This is a genomic window from Pseudarthrobacter sp. TRD_SC_9 (assembly GCF_055361265.1).
In genome coordinates this window covers 3454761-3471982 of record NZ_CM143956.1, presented here as the reverse complement: position 1 = coordinate 3471982, position 17222 = coordinate 3454761, and the positions used below count along the sequence as shown (strand labels likewise).

General features: G+C 63.3%; 16 protein-coding genes. 11 read left to right on the top strand and 5 right to left on the bottom strand.

The window, feature by feature from the left end; translation table 11 throughout:
- Window positions 1-54 precede the first annotated feature (54 nt).
- Together ACWA13_RS16300 and ACWA13_RS16295 are read right to left on the bottom strand one after the other, a co-directional pair.
- Entirely contained in the window at window positions 55-873 is an 819-nt protein-coding gene (locus ACWA13_RS16300) for a methyltransferase domain-containing protein (protein ID WP_463935270.1), read from the bottom strand.
- Window positions 874-942: 69 nt separating this feature from the next.
- Entirely contained in the window at window positions 943-1440 is a 498-nt protein-coding gene (locus ACWA13_RS16295) for a MarR family winged helix-turn-helix transcriptional regulator (RefSeq protein ID WP_463935269.1), read from the bottom strand.
- Window positions 1441-1636: 196 nt separating this feature from the next.
- Here ACWA13_RS16295 and ACWA13_RS16290 point away from each other — a divergent pair, with 196 nt between their 5' ends.
- Window positions 1637-3775: an MMPL family transporter gene (locus ACWA13_RS16290; protein ID WP_463935267.1), complete on the top strand. Its 2139-nt coding sequence runs from the start codon at window positions 1637-1639 to the stop codon at window positions 3773-3775.
- Window positions 3776-3778: 3 nt separating this feature from the next.
- On the opposite strand, the gene ACWA13_RS16285 is transcribed toward ACWA13_RS16290, so the two are convergent.
- Window positions 3779-4711, bottom strand: a complete 933-nt coding sequence (locus ACWA13_RS16285) for an NAD-dependent epimerase/dehydratase family protein (protein ID WP_463935266.1) — start codon at window positions 4709-4711, stop codon at window positions 3779-3781.
- Between the two features lie 380 nt (window positions 4712-5091).
- Between ACWA13_RS16285 and ACWA13_RS16280 the strand changes: the two genes are divergently transcribed.
- From ACWA13_RS16280 to ACWA13_RS16245, 8 genes are all read left to right on the top strand, one after another.
- Window positions 5092-6096 (top strand): hypothetical protein, encoded by a 1005-nt coding sequence (locus ACWA13_RS16280; protein ID WP_463935265.1) that lies wholly within the window; start codon window positions 5092-5094, stop codon window positions 6094-6096.
- Between the two features lie 93 nt (window positions 6097-6189).
- Window positions 6190-8028 (top strand): LPXTG cell wall anchor domain-containing protein, encoded by a 1839-nt coding sequence (locus tag ACWA13_RS16275; RefSeq protein WP_463935264.1) that lies wholly within the window; start codon window positions 6190-6192, stop codon window positions 8026-8028.
- A gap of 203 nt (window positions 8029-8231) precedes the next feature.
- The gene (locus ACWA13_RS16270) at window positions 8232-8999 is read left to right on the top strand and encodes a TetR/AcrR family transcriptional regulator (protein WP_463935262.1); all 768 of its coding nucleotides are present in this window, start codon (window positions 8232-8234) and stop codon (window positions 8997-8999) included.
- A 45-nt stretch (window positions 9000-9044) separates the two neighbouring features.
- Window positions 9045-9482: a hypothetical protein gene (locus ACWA13_RS16265; protein ID WP_463935260.1), complete on the top strand. Its 438-nt coding sequence runs from the start codon at window positions 9045-9047 to the stop codon at window positions 9480-9482.
- 268 nt (window positions 9483-9750) lie between these two features.
- Window positions 9751-11619, top strand: coding sequence for a molecular chaperone DnaK (dnaK, locus tag ACWA13_RS16260; RefSeq protein ID WP_463935259.1), 1869 nt, complete (start codon window positions 9751-9753; stop codon window positions 11617-11619).
- Between the two features lie 2 nt (window positions 11620-11621).
- On the top strand, window positions 11622-12335 hold the full coding sequence (locus ACWA13_RS16255; RefSeq protein ID WP_463935258.1) for a nucleotide exchange factor GrpE: 714 nt from the start codon (window positions 11622-11624) through the stop codon (window positions 12333-12335).
- Between the two features lie 140 nt (window positions 12336-12475).
- Window positions 12476-13453 carry a DnaJ C-terminal domain-containing protein gene (locus ACWA13_RS16250; RefSeq protein ID WP_463935257.1) on the top strand — a complete coding sequence of 326 codons (978 nt, stop codon included), beginning with the start codon at window positions 12476-12478 and terminating at the stop codon, window positions 13451-13453.
- Between the two features lie 12 nt (window positions 13454-13465).
- Window positions 13466-13885, top strand: coding sequence for a heat shock protein transcriptional repressor HspR (locus ACWA13_RS16245; RefSeq protein WP_463935255.1), 420 nt, complete (start codon window positions 13466-13468; stop codon window positions 13883-13885).
- Here ACWA13_RS16245 and ACWA13_RS16240 read toward each other — a convergent pair.
- The gene (locus tag ACWA13_RS16240; protein ID WP_463935253.1) at window positions 13850-14386 is read right to left on the bottom strand and encodes a GNAT family N-acetyltransferase; all 537 of its coding nucleotides are present in this window, start codon (window positions 14384-14386) and stop codon (window positions 13850-13852) included. The two genes, ACWA13_RS16245 and ACWA13_RS16240, sit on opposite strands and share 36 nt — an antisense overlap.
- Window positions 14386-15039 (bottom strand): CG0192-related protein, encoded by a 654-nt coding sequence (locus ACWA13_RS16235; protein WP_463935252.1) that lies wholly within the window; start codon window positions 15037-15039, stop codon window positions 14386-14388. The genes ACWA13_RS16240 and ACWA13_RS16235 overlap by 1 nt, the downstream gene beginning before the upstream one ends.
- A 91-nt stretch (window positions 15040-15130) precedes the next feature.
- Between ACWA13_RS16235 and ACWA13_RS16230 the strand changes: the two genes are divergently transcribed.
- Window positions 15131-15634: a GNAT family N-acetyltransferase gene (locus tag ACWA13_RS16230; RefSeq protein ID WP_463935251.1), complete on the top strand. Its 504-nt coding sequence runs from the start codon at window positions 15131-15133 to the stop codon at window positions 15632-15634.
- A gap of 288 nt (window positions 15635-15922) precedes the next feature.
- On the top strand, window positions 15923-17188 hold the full coding sequence (gene urtA / locus ACWA13_RS16225; protein ID WP_463935249.1) for an urea ABC transporter substrate-binding protein: 1266 nt from the start codon (window positions 15923-15925) through the stop codon (window positions 17186-17188).
- Window positions 17189-17222: the final 34 nt, after the last annotated feature.

The following is a 17222-nucleotide window of genomic DNA, read 5'->3' as shown; positions in this document are numbered from 1 at the left end:
ATTTAACGCAGTGAAACGCCCGTTTGAGTGCTTTAAATGCAAGTCAGTTGGGAGCTATGCCCGGGCGACAACCTCGCCGTTGGGAATCAGGAACCAGCCGTCGTCAGTGGATCCCCAGCGGTGCCAGCCCGCGGCCAGCCTGCTCAGGTCGGATTCCTGCGCGAAGCCGTACTCCAGTGCCTGTTCGGCGAACGCGGAGTGCAGCACGCGCTCGCTCCAGACCCGCGCCTGCCACCGGCGCTGCTGGCTTGTGGCGTAAAGCCAGTTGCTGCTGGTGGGGGCAACGTCTGTGAAGCCTGCTGACTGCGCCCAGGAGACCAGCCGGCGCCCCGCGTCCGGCTCCGCTCCATTGCGCCTGGCGATCCGCTGGTAGAGGTCCATCCATTCATCCAGTTCGGTAATCTCCGGGTACCAGCTCATGCCGTGGAAATCGGCTTCGCGGACCGCAACGATTCCGCCGGGCTTGGCCACCCGCCGCATCTCCCGCAGCGCCTCGATGGGGTCGGTGAGGTGCTGGAGCACCTGGTGGGCGTGAACGAGGTCGAACGTGTCATCGGGAAAGTCCAGATCGTACACATTGCCGGCCATGAACTCCACGTTGCCCACGCCGCGCTCAGCAGCCAGCGCGGCGGCCTGCGCAATGATGTCCGGTGAACGGTCCAGCCCGGTGGCCGTACCCGGGGCGACCAGGAGGGCAAAGTCGCAGGTGATGCTCCCGGGTCCGCAGCCGACGTCGAGCACGTCAGTGCCCGGGGTGAGGTGCGGAATGACGAATGCGGCCGAATTTTCTGCCGTCCGGGACGCATGTGCGCGCACCACCGATTCGTGGTGGCCGTGCGTGTAGACGTCCTCCTGCGGCTGCTGCTCGCTCATGGATAAACGCTACACCCCCGGCTTTGCGGCTGCGGATCCCGTCCGCTGGTGCGTTTCCGGGCATTGATCTCAGGACGGTTCGGAGGCGGTTGTGGCTTCTTCTCCGGCGTCCAGTGTGGCGGCGATCATTGCCTCCATGAAGCGGGCTGCAATCTCGAGTTCCTCGGCGGAGAATCCGGCCATTGCTGCACCCATATGGCGGGCCAGCGGCAGAAACAGGGTCCTTCCATCCCGGTGCGCCTTGGCCGTCATCCGCAACTGCACCTGACGACGATCTGTGCCCAGCCGTTCGCGGATCACGTGGCCTGAATTGTCCAGCCTGTCGATCAGGGCAGTGGTGGCCGGCGAGCTCAGGTGGAGTTCCTTGCGCAGCACCCCCGGGGTCACCACCTGCCCCTTGGCCGTGTACCTGATGATGACGGCGAGCGCGGTAAGGTCCGTGCGGTGCATGTCATTGCGTCCGCCGGCGGCGTCCACGTAGCGGTTCGTCTGGAGCGAGAAGTCCTGGAGGAGCCGGACCAGTGTTTGGGGCGCGGGGTTCTCCGAGTGGAGCTCTTCGCCAGCCATGCTCCGCCTCCTTGTTCCCTGGTTCCTGCGTTCTTCGCCCAACTATGTAGCACTAACTGCCCTTGGGGGAGCGCTCATAGCAGCAACTAATGCTACCCAGTTGCAAGCGGACCAGCGCGGACCAGTTTATCTCCATGATCGAGATAGTTTATGATGGAATCAATTGTACCCGTCCCGCGTCTAGCCTGAAGGAACCATGACTTCTACTCCACGCCACAGCGCCCCCGTTCCTTTCTGGCTTCGCTGGCTCATCCCGGTCCTGCTGGTGCTGACGTGGCTGGCAGTTGCGGGCGTCGGCGGGCCTACCTTCGGCAGGCTGGACGAGGTTTCCTCCAATGACCAGGCGTCCTTCCTTCCGGCCGGCGCCGAGGCCACGGTTGCCCAGGAATGGCAGGCAAAGTTCCGCGACTCCGAGGAAATCCCGGCGGTGGTGATTATCGAGAACACGTCGGCATTCACTCCGGCGCAACTGGGCGAGGTTGCCGCGCTGAAGCAGGATATTGAAGGCCTGCAGCTGGGTAGCTCGGTGATTGGCCCTATTCCTTCGGAGGATGGGGCGGCCGTGCAGTTTATTACCCCAATTGCCGAATCCGGTGAATTGAAGGAATCGGTTGAGGAGTTGAGGGACCTGGTGTCCGGAGCTGCGCCGGATGGCATGGGGACTTTTGTGACCGGTCCGGCTGGCCTGACTGCAGACCTCGTCAGTGCCTTTGCCGGGATCGATGGCATATTGCTGCTCGTGGCGCTCGGCGCGGTTTTTGTGATCCTGCTGATTGTGTACCGCTCGATCCTGCTGCCGCTGGCGGTGCTCCTGACGTCGGTCTTCGCGCTCTGCGCCGCGATCCTCCTTGTTTTCGGCATGGCCAAACTGGAGTGGATCCAACTCAGCGGCCAAAGCCAGGGCATCCTGTCCATTCTGGTGATTGGTGCAGCCACCGATTACGCACTGCTCTACGTTGCGCGCTTCCGTGAAGCCCTGACGCACACCACCAATCGGACAGGGGCTGTGCTGTCCGCCTGGAAAGCCTCGTTCGAGCCCATCCTGGCCTCGGGCGCCACCGTGATCATCGCCCTGCTGTGCCTGCTGTTTTCGGACCTGAATTCGAACAAGGCGCTGGGGCCGGTGGCGGCGGCAGGCATTGTCTGCTCACTCTTCGCAGCGCTCACCCTGCTGCCCGCTTTTATGGCCCTCCTGGGCAGGGCAGCCTTCTGGCCGTTCATCCCCAAGCTGGTTCCGGCAGACGAGCGTGAACCGGAACTGGTTACCGGGCTGGAAGGGCAAAAAGGAATTTGGCGGGCCACCGGCTCCCTGGTCTCCCGCCGCCCGCGTAGCGTGTGGGTTGCCTCGGTTCTCCTGCTTGTGGTGGCTTCGGCGGGAGTATTGCAGCTCAAGGCCAACGGGGTGCCGCAGACCGACGTTATCCTCACCGCCTCCAATGCCGTGGACGGCCAGGACGCGCTGGCGCGGCATTTCGACGCCGGCAGCGGCAGCCCCGCCGTCGTGGTTGTGGATGAGGCGAAAGCCGAACAGATGCTGGAGGCGGTGAAGGCCGCCGACGGCGTGGGGGACGCCTACCTGCTGGCGCCTGGTTCAGTGCCCATCACCGGCGCGCCCGGTGGTCCCGCCACTCCCGATGTCCGGGAGGGGAAGGTGCTGATTAATGCCACCCTGGACTACGCGGCGGACTCGGCCGAAGCTGAGGAGGCGGTGAAGACGTTGCGCGGCGAGGTGAAGGCGGTGGACCCGGGTGCCCTGGTGGGCGGAGTGACTGCTACCGCGCTGGACACCAACATCACGGCGCAGCGGGACCTGGTGATCATCATTCCTGTTGTCCTGGTGGTGATTCTTTTCATCCTCATGTTGCTCCTGCGGTCAGTGCTGGCCCCCGTCCTGCTGGTGCTTTCCGTGGTGTTGTCCTATGGCGCGGCGATGGGCGTCTCCGCCTTGGTGTTCAACAACATCTTTGGCTTTCCTGGCGCGGACGCCACGGTCCCGCTCTTTGGCTTTGTGTTCCTGGTGGCGTTGGGCGTGGACTACAACATCTTCCTGATGAGCCGGGTGCGGGAAGAATCCCAGAAGCACGGCACCCGGCCCGGCATCCTCTACGGGCTTGGCGTGACCGGCGGGGTGATCACGTCCGCCGGTGTGGTGCTGGCCGCCACTTTTGCCGCCCTGGGCGTCATCCCCATCATGTTCCTGGTGCAGCTGGCTTTCATCGTGGCCTTCGGGGTGTTGCTGGACACGGTGCTGGTCCGTTCACTGCTGGTACCCGCCCTGGCTTACGACATCGGGCCGAAGATCTGGTGGCCCGGAAAGCTCGCCAGATCCTTGTGACCGTCAGACGGTTGCAGTCTTCCGCCACCACGCCACCGTGGCCGTTGCGGCTTCCGGAAGGGGCGTGGGCGGCAGTCCAAAGGCGGCTTCGCTGGCGGTCGAGTCCATCACGAACGGCTTATCGAACTGGTAGGCCATTTCCGCAAGTTCCTTGATATCCGGGGAGAACACACCGCTGAACCTCAGCACCCAGCCCGGAATCCCGAAGACACCCTTCAGCGGCACTCCTGCGGCAACGGCAAAGGCGGTAGCCAGCTCCCGCTGGGTCAGTGCCGGCAGTGTGGGCGCGTGCCACACCTCGTTCCACAGGGCAGGGGTCTCGGCTGCGTGGATCATCGCCGCAGCGAGGTCCGGTACGTAAGTGAAGGCGTGGGGTTGGCCGGTGCTGCCTACTACTGACAGCCTTTTCCCGGCCAAGACGTTGGGCACAATGCGCTCCCCGGCATGGGCTGTCCGGACGCGGGGCCCAAAGAAGTCACCGGCCACCACACTCACAGTGTCCGTGGCGGATGTTGCCCGGGCCGCCAGAAGCTTGGTCCGCACGCCGCGCTTGCCCCCGGTGGCCCCGCGCTGTGAATCCTCCTTCATGACGCGGTCCGGCTCACTGTAGGAGTAGAGGCTCTCCGGGAAAATCACGACGGCGCCCGCTTCCTTCGCGGCGGCCAGCACCTTCTGTTCCGCCCGGGGGAGTTCGGCCTCCCAGTCGCGGGTGTTGTACGCGGCGTGGACGCAGTGGAAGACGGCCTTGGCGCCCTGCATCAAGGTGCGGAGGGCGCCGGCGTCCTGGACATCGGCCCGGACGCGTTCCACCAGCGGGTGGTCCGGGCCCGTGCCGGAGCGGGTGGCGATGCGGACGTTCTTGCCCTGTTCGGCGAGGCGTTGGGCGATGGTCCAGCCGACCGGGCCGGCTCCGGTGACTACGTACGTGGCGGTCATGGCATGCCTTCTGTTGGTTTTGTGTTGTGGGTTCGTTGTTGAGCGTCTGGGGAGAGCGGTGCTCTCGAATCCAACAATGATGGCTCGCAGCGATTAAGTCAAGAGCGCCGCTCTCTAATGCTTACACCGCTCTATTCTCTTCAAGCCGTCCCCGTCGTCCGGGGAGCTTCGGCTGCCGGGGCTAGAAGTTGTGACGGTGGTGGTTGCAGCTTTGAAGATGGGTGTTTACAACCTTTAGGAAGCATGCTTTCCTTAGTTTTGAATTGGTCTTAGTGTGCGTCCGTGGGGGGTGGTGACAGATGGGCAGAGGTCTTCTTCGCTCTGCTGCTGTTGCTCTTCGGGTGTCACTGATCAGCGGGTGTGGCGCGTTGGGATTGTGGGTGTTGTCTGCAGGTGCAGCGGCAGCCGATGACAGCGCGCAGCAGTCTTTGTTGGGGTCTGTTACCCCGGCGATCGAGTCGGTCACGGCCCCTGTGCAGTCTGTCGTCCAGGGTGTTGTTGCTCCTGTGGAGTCCGTGGTGAGCGCGGTTATTCCGTCATCGTCCTCCTCGTCCTCTGGATCTCCCGGTCTGGTCAGCAGTGTGCCGGGGCTTGCGGGCGGGGTAAGTGTTTCCGGGGTGGTCGCGCCGCTGACTGGTGTGCTCGATTCCACACTGCCCCAGGTACCGATTGTTGTTGGGATTGTGCCGTCGGGAACGACTGCCGGCATCACCCAACCGTTATTGCAGGCCGTGGATTCGGCGGTAGCTCCGGTACTGGTCCCTGTGGAGCAGGTGGTGACCCCGGTTGTGGGGGTTCTTGACCCGGTCGTCGGAGTTCTTGACCCGGTTGCGGGAGTTCTGGACCCGGTCGTCGGAGTTCTTGACCCGGTTGCGGGAGTTCTGGAGCCTGTCGTGCCGGGTGGATTTCTGCCGGATTTCACGGGTCTGGTGGAGCCGGTTCTGCCCGGGAACGCAGCGGTAGTTACGGCCGGTAGTGAGGCTTTGTCCGGTTCCTCCGGGCTCAACGATGACCCCGTCGCAGGAGCGGAAGGCTCTGCCCTTTCTTTGTCTTCTGGTGACCCGCGGGGGGCGGATGTCAGGGGCGTGGATGCCCTGAGCGGTGGCGGTTTTGTTCTTGGGGTGGATGGTGCCCGGTACCTGTTGCAGGGCGCTGCGCAACTGGTCGATCCAGGTTCCGTGCCGGTGACTGATCCAGCGATCTTGCTTGGTGCTTCTGCCGGCGCCCGTGCCGGGACGGCAGGCTCTTCGGGTTCTACCGGCGCCGCTGCTGATGCAACGTCTCTTTTTGCTCTCGTTCTTCCTTCGGCGGTTTCGCCGGAGTCCGGCCCGCGCGTGGATTTGCCGCAGGGCCCTTCTTACGATCCCGGTTCGACTCCTGATTAGCGCGCCGTTCGCCGCCTGATACCTGGGCGGCAAACGGCCCATCGCAGCGGCCATCGTGCGCTGCATCAATCTTTGATTTCAGGAGAAAAAACCATGCAAACCTGCATTCAACGAGGAATCCAAGTATTCCTCCTGGCCGGGGGCATTCTCGTTCTCGGCGCCGGGGCGGCGTCCGCCGATGAACCCGGCACCACGGATCTCATTGGAGGGGTAACGGGTGTCGTGAACGCGGCGCTTCCCGTGAACGCCGGTGGTAACGCGATCACCGTCATTGGTGACTCCACCACCACCGGATCCGAAGCCACGGCCACGGGAACCGCCACCAGCACCACCACGGGATCCGGTTCCACTACTAACGGCACCATCCTCGGCGGCGACGGGCTCCTAGGTGATGTCCTCACTACTGTGGATGTTGCCGCACCGGTGAACGTCAGCGGTAACGCGGTCACCGTCATCGGTGACTCCACGTCTGAGGGCTCGGAGTCCTCGACGACGGGTTCCGCTGCGGGCACGAGCGGCGGCTCCGCTGGCGGTTCGAACGATGGCCTGGTCGGTGACGTTCTTGGCACCGTGAACGTTGCTGCGCCGGTGAATGTCAGTGGTAACGCGGTTACCGTCATCGGTGACTCCACGTCTAAGGACTCGACGTCTTCAACGACGGGTTCCGCTGCGGGCACGAGCGGCGGCTCCGCTGGCGGTTCGAACGATGGCCTGGTCGGTGACGTTCTTGGCACCGTGAACGTTGCTGCGCCGGTGAATGTCAGTGGTAACGCGGTTACCGTCATTGGTGACTCCACGTCTAAGGACTCGACGTCTTCAACGACGGGTTCCGCTGCGGGCACGAGCGGCGGCTCCGCTGGCGGTTCGAACGATGGCCTGGTCGGTGACGTTCTTGGCACCGTGAACGTTGCTGCGCCGGTGAACGTCAGTGGTAACGCGGTTACCGTCATTGGTGACTCCACGTCTAAGGACTCGACGTCTTCAACGACGGGTTCCGCTGCGGGCACGAGCGGCGGCTCCGCTGGCGGTTCGAACGAGGGTCTGCTGGGCGATGTCCTCGCTACCGTCGATGTTGCTGCGCCGGTGAATGTCAGTGGTAACGCGATCAGTGTCATTGGTGACTCCACTAGCGAGGACTCCAAGTCCTCGACGACGGGTTCCGCTGCCGGAACGACCGGCACGGGCACCTGGGGTACCGGAAGCGGTAACGATGGCCTGCTTGGTGGGGATCTGCTCGGTGGCGACCTGCTCGGTGGTGACCTGCTTGACCTGGACGGCTTGGTTGGCAATATCGGTCTGGACCTGAACGTCATCGCGCCTATCAATATCACGTGCAATGCGATTACTGTCATCGGGGACAGCGCGGTCAAGGGCTGCAACACTTCCGTAGTGATCCCTAAGGACCCGAAGGACCCTAAGGACCCGAAGGACCCTAAGGACCCGAAGGACCCTAAGGACCCGAAGGACCCGAAGGACCCGAAGGACCCTAAGGACCCGAAGGACCCTAAGGACCCGAAGGACCCGAAGGACCCGAAGGACCCGAAGGACCCGAAGGACCCTAAGGACCCGAAGGACCCGAAGGACCCGAAGGACCCTAAGGACCCGAAGGACCCTAAGGACCCGAAGGACCCTAAGGACCCGAAGGACCCTAAGGACCCGAAGGACCCGAAGGATCCCAAGGATCCGAAGGACCACAAGCACCCGGTTGTTTCTGTTGGCGGCGGCGACAAGTCCGGTACGACCGGATCCAAGGTTGTAGTGGCCGGCTCCGGTGTGGGCAGTGCTAAGCACGCTGCTCCGGCTACTGCCGGTGTTGGCAGTGCCCTGGCACAGACCGGCACGGACGCATCAGTTCTTCTGCTGCTCGCGGGCCTGCTGTTGGGAAGCGGGATCCTCCTCGTTTCCCGCCGGAGCCGCACCGCTCGGAACTAATACACAATGAGTTGGCCGGGGCCTTAGGGACCCAGTCAGCAACCTCTGAATAAGCAGTTGGCCGGAGCCCAAGGGCTCCGGCCAACGTTCCATGACGTTTCGCAGCTGGAACAGCAACTCTCAGGCGTGACACCGGCCGACCGGAGGCCAAGAGCGCTGATCTCAAGCGCTTGCGGTGCTCTCGGATGAGACCTTTGCGTGGCATGCTTGGTGATATGTCCGACGCCGAGTCTGCCGTTCTCCCGCTTACGCCCCGCGCTCGAGCCAGGGCCCAAACGATCGCCGATATCATCCGGCTGGGCAGGGAACATCTGGCCAAGCAGGGGGCCGCCGCGCTGTCGTTGCGGGCCGTTGCCCGCGACCTCGGAGTGGTGTCCTCCGCCGTCTATCGGTATGTCGACAGCCGGGATGAGCTGCTGACCCTCCTGTTGGTGGATGCGTACAACGAACTGGGCGACGCAGTTGACGCCGCCATTGCCGCCCGCACCGAAGGCGACCACCGGGGACGCTTTGATGCCCTGGCCCACGCCGTCCGATCCTGGGCGCTGCGTGAACCTGCCCGCTATGGACTTTTGTTTGGCAGCCCGGTTCCCGGCTACAAAGCGCCGGAGGAGCGCACCACCGAGCCTGGAACAAGGGTGGTGCGGGCGCTGATCAAGGTAGTGGATGACGCCTACCGCGCCGCGGGCGGACGGTTGCCTGCCGAGTCGCGGTCGCCCGCCGTCGGACCTGCCCTTCATGCTGACTTTGAGGCAATCCGCGGGCAATTGGGTGGTGCGCTCAGCGATGCCATGCTGGCGCGGGGAACGCTGGTGTGGACTGCACTTTTTGGCACTGTCAGCTTCGAGGTCTTTGGCCAGTATGGGCCGGATACCTTCCGCGCTAATGATGAACTCTTTGACCAGCATGTGGAGCATCTGGCCCGGCTGGCCGGACTCACAGCCCTGTCGCCCGATGCTGATGGTAAGTAGACTTTCTTTTGTTCTGAAGATGCCCCATCCAGAGGAGTGAAAGCCATGAGCGAGAACACCGATTCAGGATCAAGCAGGAACCCCCTCGACCCCGACGACACTCTTGGCGCCGGTCCGGATCGAGGCCAGGAGCGTGATGTGGTGCAGGACTCGGGCAGCAGCCCGTCCGGCGACGATGCCGACTACGTCGAGGGTGATTATGGGGACGCCGGCAGGGCGGGGGGTGCTGCCTCCGGCGACGAAGGTGGGTACACGACCGGGGACTATGGCAGCGCAGGAGAATCCGAAAGCTCAGGGGTGGCGCGGGAAGAGGGCGGGTATCCGGAGGGTGATTACGGCAAGGCCGGGCATCGTGGATCCGTGAGCAGTTCCGAGCCTGGAGGCGATGGGGATGCTGAATATCCCGAAGGCGATTACGGGCAGGCGGGGCAGGTAGGCCACGAGAAGTACCCCAAGAAGGAGCGCCCTTGGGAAGGCAGCTAGGGGTCGATCTTTCTTCCCCTGCAACCAACTCCGTAGCCAGCTGCCTCTGAGTGTTCGCGGACAGCGGAAGGCTTTTCAGCGTACTTTAACGTGTTCAAAACCCTTGCCAATTCAGGGAAGTCTCCCAACGCCGTCGGACTTTCCCGCTAAAGTTGAGCGGACCTGACTCAACTTTTATTGACATCGCGACGTCCTCGAGTAACCTTGAGTGCAGAACGCTCAAGGATTGAGCGCCGCAGCAAGTTTCCAAGAAAGAAGGAAGCATCACATGTCACGTGCAGTAGGTATTGACCTCGGAACCACCAACTCCGTTGTCTCCGTTCTCGAAGGTGGCGAGCCCACCGTTATTGCCAACGCCGAGGGTGGCCGCACCACGCCGTCGGTAGTTGCTTTCTCAAAGTCCGGCGAAGTCCTGGTTGGCGAAATCGCCAAGCGCCAGGCCGTCAACAACATCGACCGCACCATCGCTTCGGTCAAGCGCCACATGGGCACTGACTGGAACGTATCGATCGATGACAAGAAGTACACGCCGCAGGAAATTTCCGCGCGTATCCTCATGAAGCTGAAGAACGACGCCGAGAGCTACCTCGGTGAAAGGGTCACCGATGCAGTGATCACCGTTCCCGCCTACTTCAATGACGCCGAGCGCCAGGCCACCAAGGAAGCCGGCGAGATCGCAGGCCTGAACGTCCTGCGCATCGTCAACGAGCCCACCGCGGCCGCCTTGGCTTACGGCCTGGACAAGGGCAAGGAAGACGAACTCATCCTCGTGTTCGACCTCGGCGGCGGTACGTTCGACGTCTCCCTGCTGGAAGTCGGCAAGGATGAAGACGATTTCTCCACCATCCAGGTCCGCTCCACGGCAGGCGACAACCGCCTGGGCGGCGACGACTGGGACCAGCGCGTTGTTGAATACCTGCTGAACCAGCTCAAGGTCAAGGGCATTGACCTCTCCAAGGACAAGATCGCCCTGCAGCGTCTGCGTGAAGCTGCCGAGCAGGCAAAGAAGGAACTCTCCTCCTCCACCAGCACCAACGTCTCCCTCCAGTACCTGTCTGTCACCCCCGACGGCCCGGTCCACCTGGACGAGCAGCTCACCCGCGCCAAGTTCCAGGACCTCACCAAGGACCTGCTCGAGCGCACCAAGAAGCCGTTCCACGACGTCATCAAGGAAGCCGGCATCAAGCTTTCCGACATCGACCACATCGTCCTGGTCGGCGGCTCCACCCGTATGCCCGCCGTCTTCGACCTGGTCAAGGAACTGGCCGGCGGCAAGGAACCGAACAAGGGCGTGAACCCGGATGAGGTTGTAGCCGTTGGTGCAGCCCTCCAGGCTGGCGTGCTGAAGGGCGAGCGCAAGGACGTCCTGCTCATCGACGTCACCCCGCTGTCCCTTGGTATCGAAACCAAGGGTGGCGTGATGACGCACCTGATCGAGCGCAACACTGCTATTCCCACGAAGCGTTCCGAAACCTTCACCACGGCCGATGACAACCAGCCGTCCGTGGCCATCCAGGTCTTCCAGGGCGAACGTGAATTCACCCGCGACAACAAGCCGCTGGGCACGTTCGAACTGACCGGCATCGCCCCGGCTCCCCGTGGCATTCCGCAGATCGAGGTCACCTTCGACATCGACGCCAACGGCATCGTCCACGTGTCCGCCAAGGACAAGGGCACCGGTAAGGAACAGTCGATGACCATCACCGGCGGAACGGCGCTCTCCAAGGAGGACATCGACCGCATGGTCCGGGACGCCGAGGAGCACGCAGCAGAGGACAAGGCCCGCCGCGAGGCGACCGACACCCGCAACACTGCCGAACAGCTGGCGTACTCGGTGGACAAGCTCATCGCCGACAACGCCGACAAGCTCCCGGAAGAGGTCAAGACCGAGGTGCAGGCCGACGTCGACGATCTCAAGAAGGCGCTGGAAGGCACCGACGACGCAGCCGTGAAGAACGCTTTCGAGAAGCTGCAGGCCTCGCAGAGCAAGCTGGGCGAAGCAATTTACGCCCAGGCGGCTCCGGCCGACGCCGGCGCTGAAGGTGCTGAGGGGGCCTCGTCCGACGGCGCGTCCGCCAGTTCCGATGAAGACATCGTGGATGCCGAAATCATCGACGAAGACGAAGTGAAGAAGTAATTATGCCCCATCACGGTAACGAGGAAGAGCACGATCCGGTGGTCGAGCCTGTCGAGACCCAAGAGGATCGGGAGCAGTCCGGACGCCAGGAGCCGGTCATCCGGGACAACCGCAAGGTCGACCCGGTGACCGGCAAGGCACGGCACCCGGAGTCTCCCGCGGGCCAGCCCGCCTCTCCGGTGGTCGAGCCTGTCGAGACCGTCGAGACCGACGCCCTCGCCCAGGCCGAGGAAATCCTCAACGGCATCCAGGTGCCCGCCGAGGAATCCGTGGCCCAGGGGGTTCCTGCAGGCGCAACCACCGCTGAAGCGGCTGAACTGAAGAATGACCTTCTCCGGCTGCAGGCCGAGTACGTCAACTACCGCAAGCGCGTCGAACGCGACCGTGCCGTGGCAGGGGAGATGGCCGTCATCGGCGTCCTGAACTCGCTGCTTCCGGTACTGGACGACATCGATGCCGCCCGCCAGCACGGCGACCTCGAGGACGGCCCCTTCGCCGCGATCGCCGCCAAGTTGGAAAATGCGCTGAAGACGTACAACCTGGTCCGTATCGATGAGACCGGCGTGGAGTTCGATCCGACCATCCACGAGGCCCTCATCCAGCAGCCAGGCGAGGACATCGAGGTTGACACCGTCAGCCAGGTGCTTCGCTCAGGCTACAAAACGGGCGACCGCGTCCTCCGCGCGGCCCAGGTCATCGTCGCAGTTCCGGCGTAGTACTACCCCGGTGGTTGAGTCTCGATGGTTGAGCTTGTCAAAACTAAAGAGACTCAACCACCTACCCGGTGGTTGAGCTTGTCGAAACCCCGATCTCGACAGGCTCAACCACCGACCCACAACTTTGAAAGGAAACGCCATTGGCTAGCCAGGATTGGGTGGACAAGGACTTTTACAAGATCCTTGGTGTTGCCAAGGACGCTTCCGACGCCGATATCAAGAAGGCCTACCGGAAGCTAGCGCGCGAGCACCACCCTGACACCAATTCGGGCAACAGTGCGTCGGAGAAGAAGTTCAAGGACATCTCCGAGGCCTACTCCGTCCTGTCGGACCCCGAAGAGCGCCAGCAGTATGACGCCATCCGGGCCATGGGCGGCGGAGCCCGGTTCGCTCCCGGCGGTGCCGGTCCCGGTGGCAATGCAGGCTTTGAGGACATGTTCGGCGGCCTGTTCACCGGCAATGCCGGACGCCATGCCGGCGGTTTCGGCACTGCCGGCGGCATCCCGCCCGAGTTCGCTGACTTGTTTGGCAACGGGGGTTTTGGTGGTCCAGCGGGATACCAGCGCACCCCGCAAAAGGGTGCCGACCGGACCGCAACCACCAGTATTTCCTTCGCCGGCTCTATCAGAGGCACAACCATTGGTCTGCGAGAGCCCAACGGTGAGGTCATCGATGTCCGTGTTCCGCCCGGCATCAAGGACGGCCAGAAGGTCCGTGTCCGGGGCAAGGGTCAGCCCGGTGCCGCGGGGAACGGCGACCTGATGGTCCAGGTTTCGGTCAAGCCGCACCCCTTCTACACGCGCGACGGCGACAACCTCCGCATCCACGTCCCGGTCACCTTTGCAGAAGCTGCTCTGGGGGCGGAGATTGAGGTGCCGACGTTCGACGGCGAGCGGGTTCGGGTCCGTGTTCCTGCCGGGACCCCGTCCGGGCGCACGCTCCGGGTCAAGGGCCACGGCGTGAAGACCTCAAAGGGAACCGGAGACCTTCTGGTGACTATCGACGTCGCAGTTCCCGGCAATCTTAACAAGGCTGCGGAGGAGGCTGTGCGGGCGTTCGCCGAGGCTACCGCCGATGCCGACGTCCGTGAGGGTCTCGCCGCCAAAGCCCGGTTGTAAGGCGGGACGGTCATGAACATCAGTGCTGATCAGCCGATCTTCGTGATCTCGGTGGCTGCGGAACTGGCGGACATGCACCCGCAAACCCTCCGGCAGTACGACCGCCTTGGCCTCGTTTCACCGCGGCGTGCCCCGGGCAAATCCCGGCGGTACTCCCAGCGTGACGTCAATATGCTCCGGGAAATCCAACGGCTGTCCCAAGAAGGCGTCTCTCTGGAGGGCATCAAGCGGATCCTTCAGCTGGAGAACCAGGTGGCTGCGCTGCAGAACCGGGTCGCCGAGCTCACCGAGGAACTTAACGTCCGGCGCCGCCAGCCCCTGGACTCCCGCATCTTCGCAGCGGGAGCAGCTGGCGACGTCGTCAGCCTGGCCCGCGGCCAGCGCCCCCGGGCCAGGTCACAGGCCGTTGTGGTGTGGCGACCTAAGCAGTGAAGCCGGGCTGCCGGCGAAGATGAGCTGCTCCAGGCCGTCTGCTTTTGTGCGTTTTTCCAGCACCAGGCCACATTTGACAGCTACCCGCTGGGACGGAAAGTTGGCCGGATTGATGATAGCCACAACCCGGCCGATTCCCGCCTGCCCTGCGAAATTCAGACAGCCCGCTGCAGCCTCGCTGGCGTAGCCAAGGCCCTGGTGCTCAGGAAGGATGTGGTACCCCACCTCGACCTCGGAAATCCCGTCCACCACCTGCATGGTTAGTCCGCAGTCGCCCAGGAAGCGGCCTTCCTTGGTCTCCACGATCCAGAGCCCGAAGCCGTATTCGGCATAGTTGCGCTTGTTCCAGTCGATCCATCGCTGAGCCTCGGTGCGGGTTCTGGGCGCGGGGTAGTGGCGCATAACCTCCGGATCGCCCAGGAGGCCAGCCATCCGGTCCAGATCCTCATCCGCCATGCGGCGCAGCCGCAAGCGCTTCGTCTCGATGCTGTAGACGGACACTAGATCTCTTTTACCTGCACCAGCGTCGCGAGGGGGACGGGAAGTTCCTGTCCCGCCCAGGTACCGTTCAGCCCCGGTTCTGCAGGCGCCGCGTCCAGGTCCAGGACCCGGAAGACGAAGAGCTGCATCCTTCCGGCATCAATGACAGTGACGCGGTTTTCAGTGGTGGGCGTTGCGGGACTGAGCGTCGGCTCGTCGGTGGGGATCCCGCCGTCGGGCGTTCCACTTCCCTTGATACTGACTGTGCTGGGGCGGGGTTCCAGCTTCCCGTCCGCCTGGACGAACTGCTCCGCCTCTTCCTGACCCAGCAGGATCGCATCGGAGAGGGCAGTGGCGTAGACGGGATCGGCGCAGGCGTCGTAGACCCACCGCTTGCCCAACACCGAGTGGTCCATGGTGCCGGCGAGCCACGCCTCGGCGCCCGGCAGCTCGGAGTCGCGGTAGCTCAACGGGACCTGGTAGACGGTGCCGGCGTGGGAGACGAGGTGCGTCTCCAGCCCGACTTCGCCGTCCGGATCGTCAAAGCGGTAGGCGCCCAGGAGTTGAGGGGACGAATCCATGCTTCCTTGGGTGAACCACGGCTGCAGAGGCAGGAATTGCTCGATGAGCTGAAGCTTTGAAGGGGTCAAGGTTGCTTTGTGAAGGATGGCCATGGCCCCAGCCTAGGCCAGTCTCCGCGTACAAGCTGGGGGAACTGCGGAACTAAACTGTCGTCAAAACGACGGATACGGGGGGCAGGCTTTAATGACCATCACCATACGGGCTACCAGGGCCGAGGACTGGCGCCAGGTGCGGGACCTTCGCCTCGAAATGCTGGTGGACGAGCCGATGGCATTCGCTGAATCTCTGCAGGATGCCCTGCAACTCAGCGAGCAGGACTGGCGGCTTCGGGGCGCCCGGGGGCAGGCGGAATCAGGTACTGCACTTGTTGCAGTTGCTGAAGATGGCCGCTGGGTAGGGACCATGGGCTGCTACATTCCGGAAGGTGCGCAGTACCCGCTGCTCGTTGGCGTATACGTGACGCCGGAGTTCCGGGGAAGTGCTCACGGCGTAGCGGGCGCCCTGCTTGACGCGATCAAGGCCTGGGCCGGAGACCGGGGACGCGTGCTCCGGTTGGAAGTGCATGAAGACAACCCCCGTGCCCAGCGGTTTTACCTGCACAACGGGTTTAGTTTCACCGGTACCAGGAGGCCCTACGACCTCGACCCGAGCCAGACAGAGCTGGAGATGTCCTGCCCGCTGCCCTGACCGTTTGACCTGCTGCTTTGTGTCCGGGGGAGCCGGCCACGTTACGCCCAGCGCGTTTCCTGGACGTTAATTCTCAGGAGCCGAACTTCCGCAGGTCTTCGGGGAAGTCATCTGACCGGCCGCCCTCCGAGCCCGAAACATCACCTATTCCGAAATCACCCTGAAACGAATCAGCGAGCGCCCTGAAACATTCGACCCATACGTTTAGCGCAACGGGTCAGTGTCCTTATGGCCCCGGAGGCGTCCCGCTGCCTTGGCTGCAGCGGCGGAGTGAGAAACGGGTTAAACATGAAAGTTTCGGTCAAGAAGCGCGCACTTTATCCGGTAACCGCAGGCCTGATGGCAGCGGCACTGGCGGGTTGTGGAAGCCAAATCTCAGACCCGGCGGCGGCAGGGTCCACAGCAAGCACCGCAACCTCCTGCGTAGACACGTCAGGAAGCAGCGTCAAAGTAGGTTTCATCAACTCACTGTCCGGAACCATGGCCATCAGCGAAAGCACCGTCTTTGACTCGCTGTCCCTGGCGGCAGAGGAGATCAACGCAACAGGTGGCGTCCTGGGCAAACAGCTCACCGTGATCAGCGAGGACGGCGCCAGCGAGCCAACCAAGTTCGCCGAACGGGCCGGCAAGCTCATCCAGCAGGACTGCACCGCCGCCGTCTTCGGCGGCTGGACCTCATCCAGCAGGAAGGCCATGCTCCCCGTCTTCGAAGCTAACGACGCGCTGCTGTTCTACCCGGTGCAGTACGAAGGACTTGAGGCTTCCGAGAACATTTTCTACACCGGAGCCACCACCAACCAGCAGATCATCCCGGCCCTTGACTACCTGGCCGAGCAGGGCACCAAGTCCCTGTTCCTGGTGGGCAGCGACTACGTGTTCCCCCGGACGGCCAACAAGATCATCCAGGCCTATGCCAAGGCCAAGGGCATGGAAGTCCTCGGGGAGGAATATGCACCCCTGGGCTCCACGGAGTTCTCCACGATCGTCAACAAGGTCCGCGATTCCAAGGCCGACGCCGTTTTCAACACCCTCAACGGTGACAGCAACGTGGCCTTCTTCCGCCAGTACAAGAGCGTGGGCTTGACCGCGGACACCATGCCCGTGGTGTCGGTATCCATCGCCGAAGAAGAAGTCCCCGGCGTCGGACTGGAAAACGTCCAGGGGCAGCTGACCGCCTGGGACTATTACCAGACGCTGGACACCCCGGCCAACACGAAGTTCGTAGCCGCGTTCAAGGCCAAGTACGGCGCGAACCGCGTCACCAGCGACCCCATGGAAGCGGCCTACACCTCCCTGTACTTGTGGAAGGCGATGGTGGAAAAGGCCGGATCGTTCGACGTCGACAAGGTCCAGGAGGCAGCGGACGGCGTGAGCTTCGAGGCACCCGAAGGAACCGTGACGGTCAACGGGGACAACAACCACATCACCAAGACCCCGCGCATCGGCAAAATCAACGCGGACGGGCTCATCGACACGGTCTGGTCCTCGCCGGAACCGGTGGAACCGGACCCGTTCCTGGAGACCTACGACTGGGCCAAGGGCCTGGGCAGCTAACCCGCGTTCGCCGCTAACCACCGAAACACCGCAA

Bases quoted from the DNA above. Each gene is read 5' to 3' on its own strand.
- ACWA13_RS16300 (WP_463935270.1), bottom strand. From the start codon at position 873: ATGAGCGAGCAGCAGCCGCAGGAGGACGTCTACACGCACGGCCACCAC.
- ACWA13_RS16295 (WP_463935269.1), bottom strand. From the start codon at position 1,440: ATGGCTGGCGAAGAGCTCCACTCGGAGAACCCCGCGCCCCAAACACTG.
- ACWA13_RS16290 (WP_463935267.1), top strand. From the start codon at position 1,637: ATGACTTCTACTCCACGCCACAGCGCCCCCGTTCCTTTCTGGCTTCGC.
- ACWA13_RS16285 (WP_463935266.1), bottom strand. From the start codon at position 4,711: ATGACCGCCACGTACGTAGTCACCGGAGCCGGCCCGGTCGGCTGGACC.
- ACWA13_RS16275 (WP_463935264.1), top strand. From the start codon at position 6,190: ATGCAAACCTGCATTCAACGAGGAATCCAAGTATTCCTCCTGGCCGGG.
- ACWA13_RS16270 (WP_463935262.1), top strand. From the start codon at position 8,232: ATGCTTGGTGATATGTCCGACGCCGAGTCTGCCGTTCTCCCGCTTACG.
- ACWA13_RS16265 (WP_463935260.1), top strand. From the start codon at position 9,045: ATGAGCGAGAACACCGATTCAGGATCAAGCAGGAACCCCCTCGACCCC.
- dnaK (WP_463935259.1), top strand. From the start codon at position 9,751: ATGTCACGTGCAGTAGGTATTGACCTCGGAACCACCAACTCCGTTGTC.
- ACWA13_RS16255 (WP_463935258.1), top strand. From the start codon at position 11,622: ATGCCCCATCACGGTAACGAGGAAGAGCACGATCCGGTGGTCGAGCCT.
- ACWA13_RS16245 (WP_463935255.1), top strand. From the start codon at position 13,466: ATGAACATCAGTGCTGATCAGCCGATCTTCGTGATCTCGGTGGCTGCG.
- ACWA13_RS16235 (WP_463935252.1), bottom strand. From the start codon at position 15,039: ATGGCCATCCTTCACAAAGCAACCTTGACCCCTTCAAAGCTTCAGCTC.
- ACWA13_RS16230 (WP_463935251.1), top strand. From the start codon at position 15,131: ATGACCATCACCATACGGGCTACCAGGGCCGAGGACTGGCGCCAGGTG.
- urtA (WP_463935249.1), top strand. From the start codon at position 15,923: ATGAAAGTTTCGGTCAAGAAGCGCGCACTTTATCCGGTAACCGCAGGC.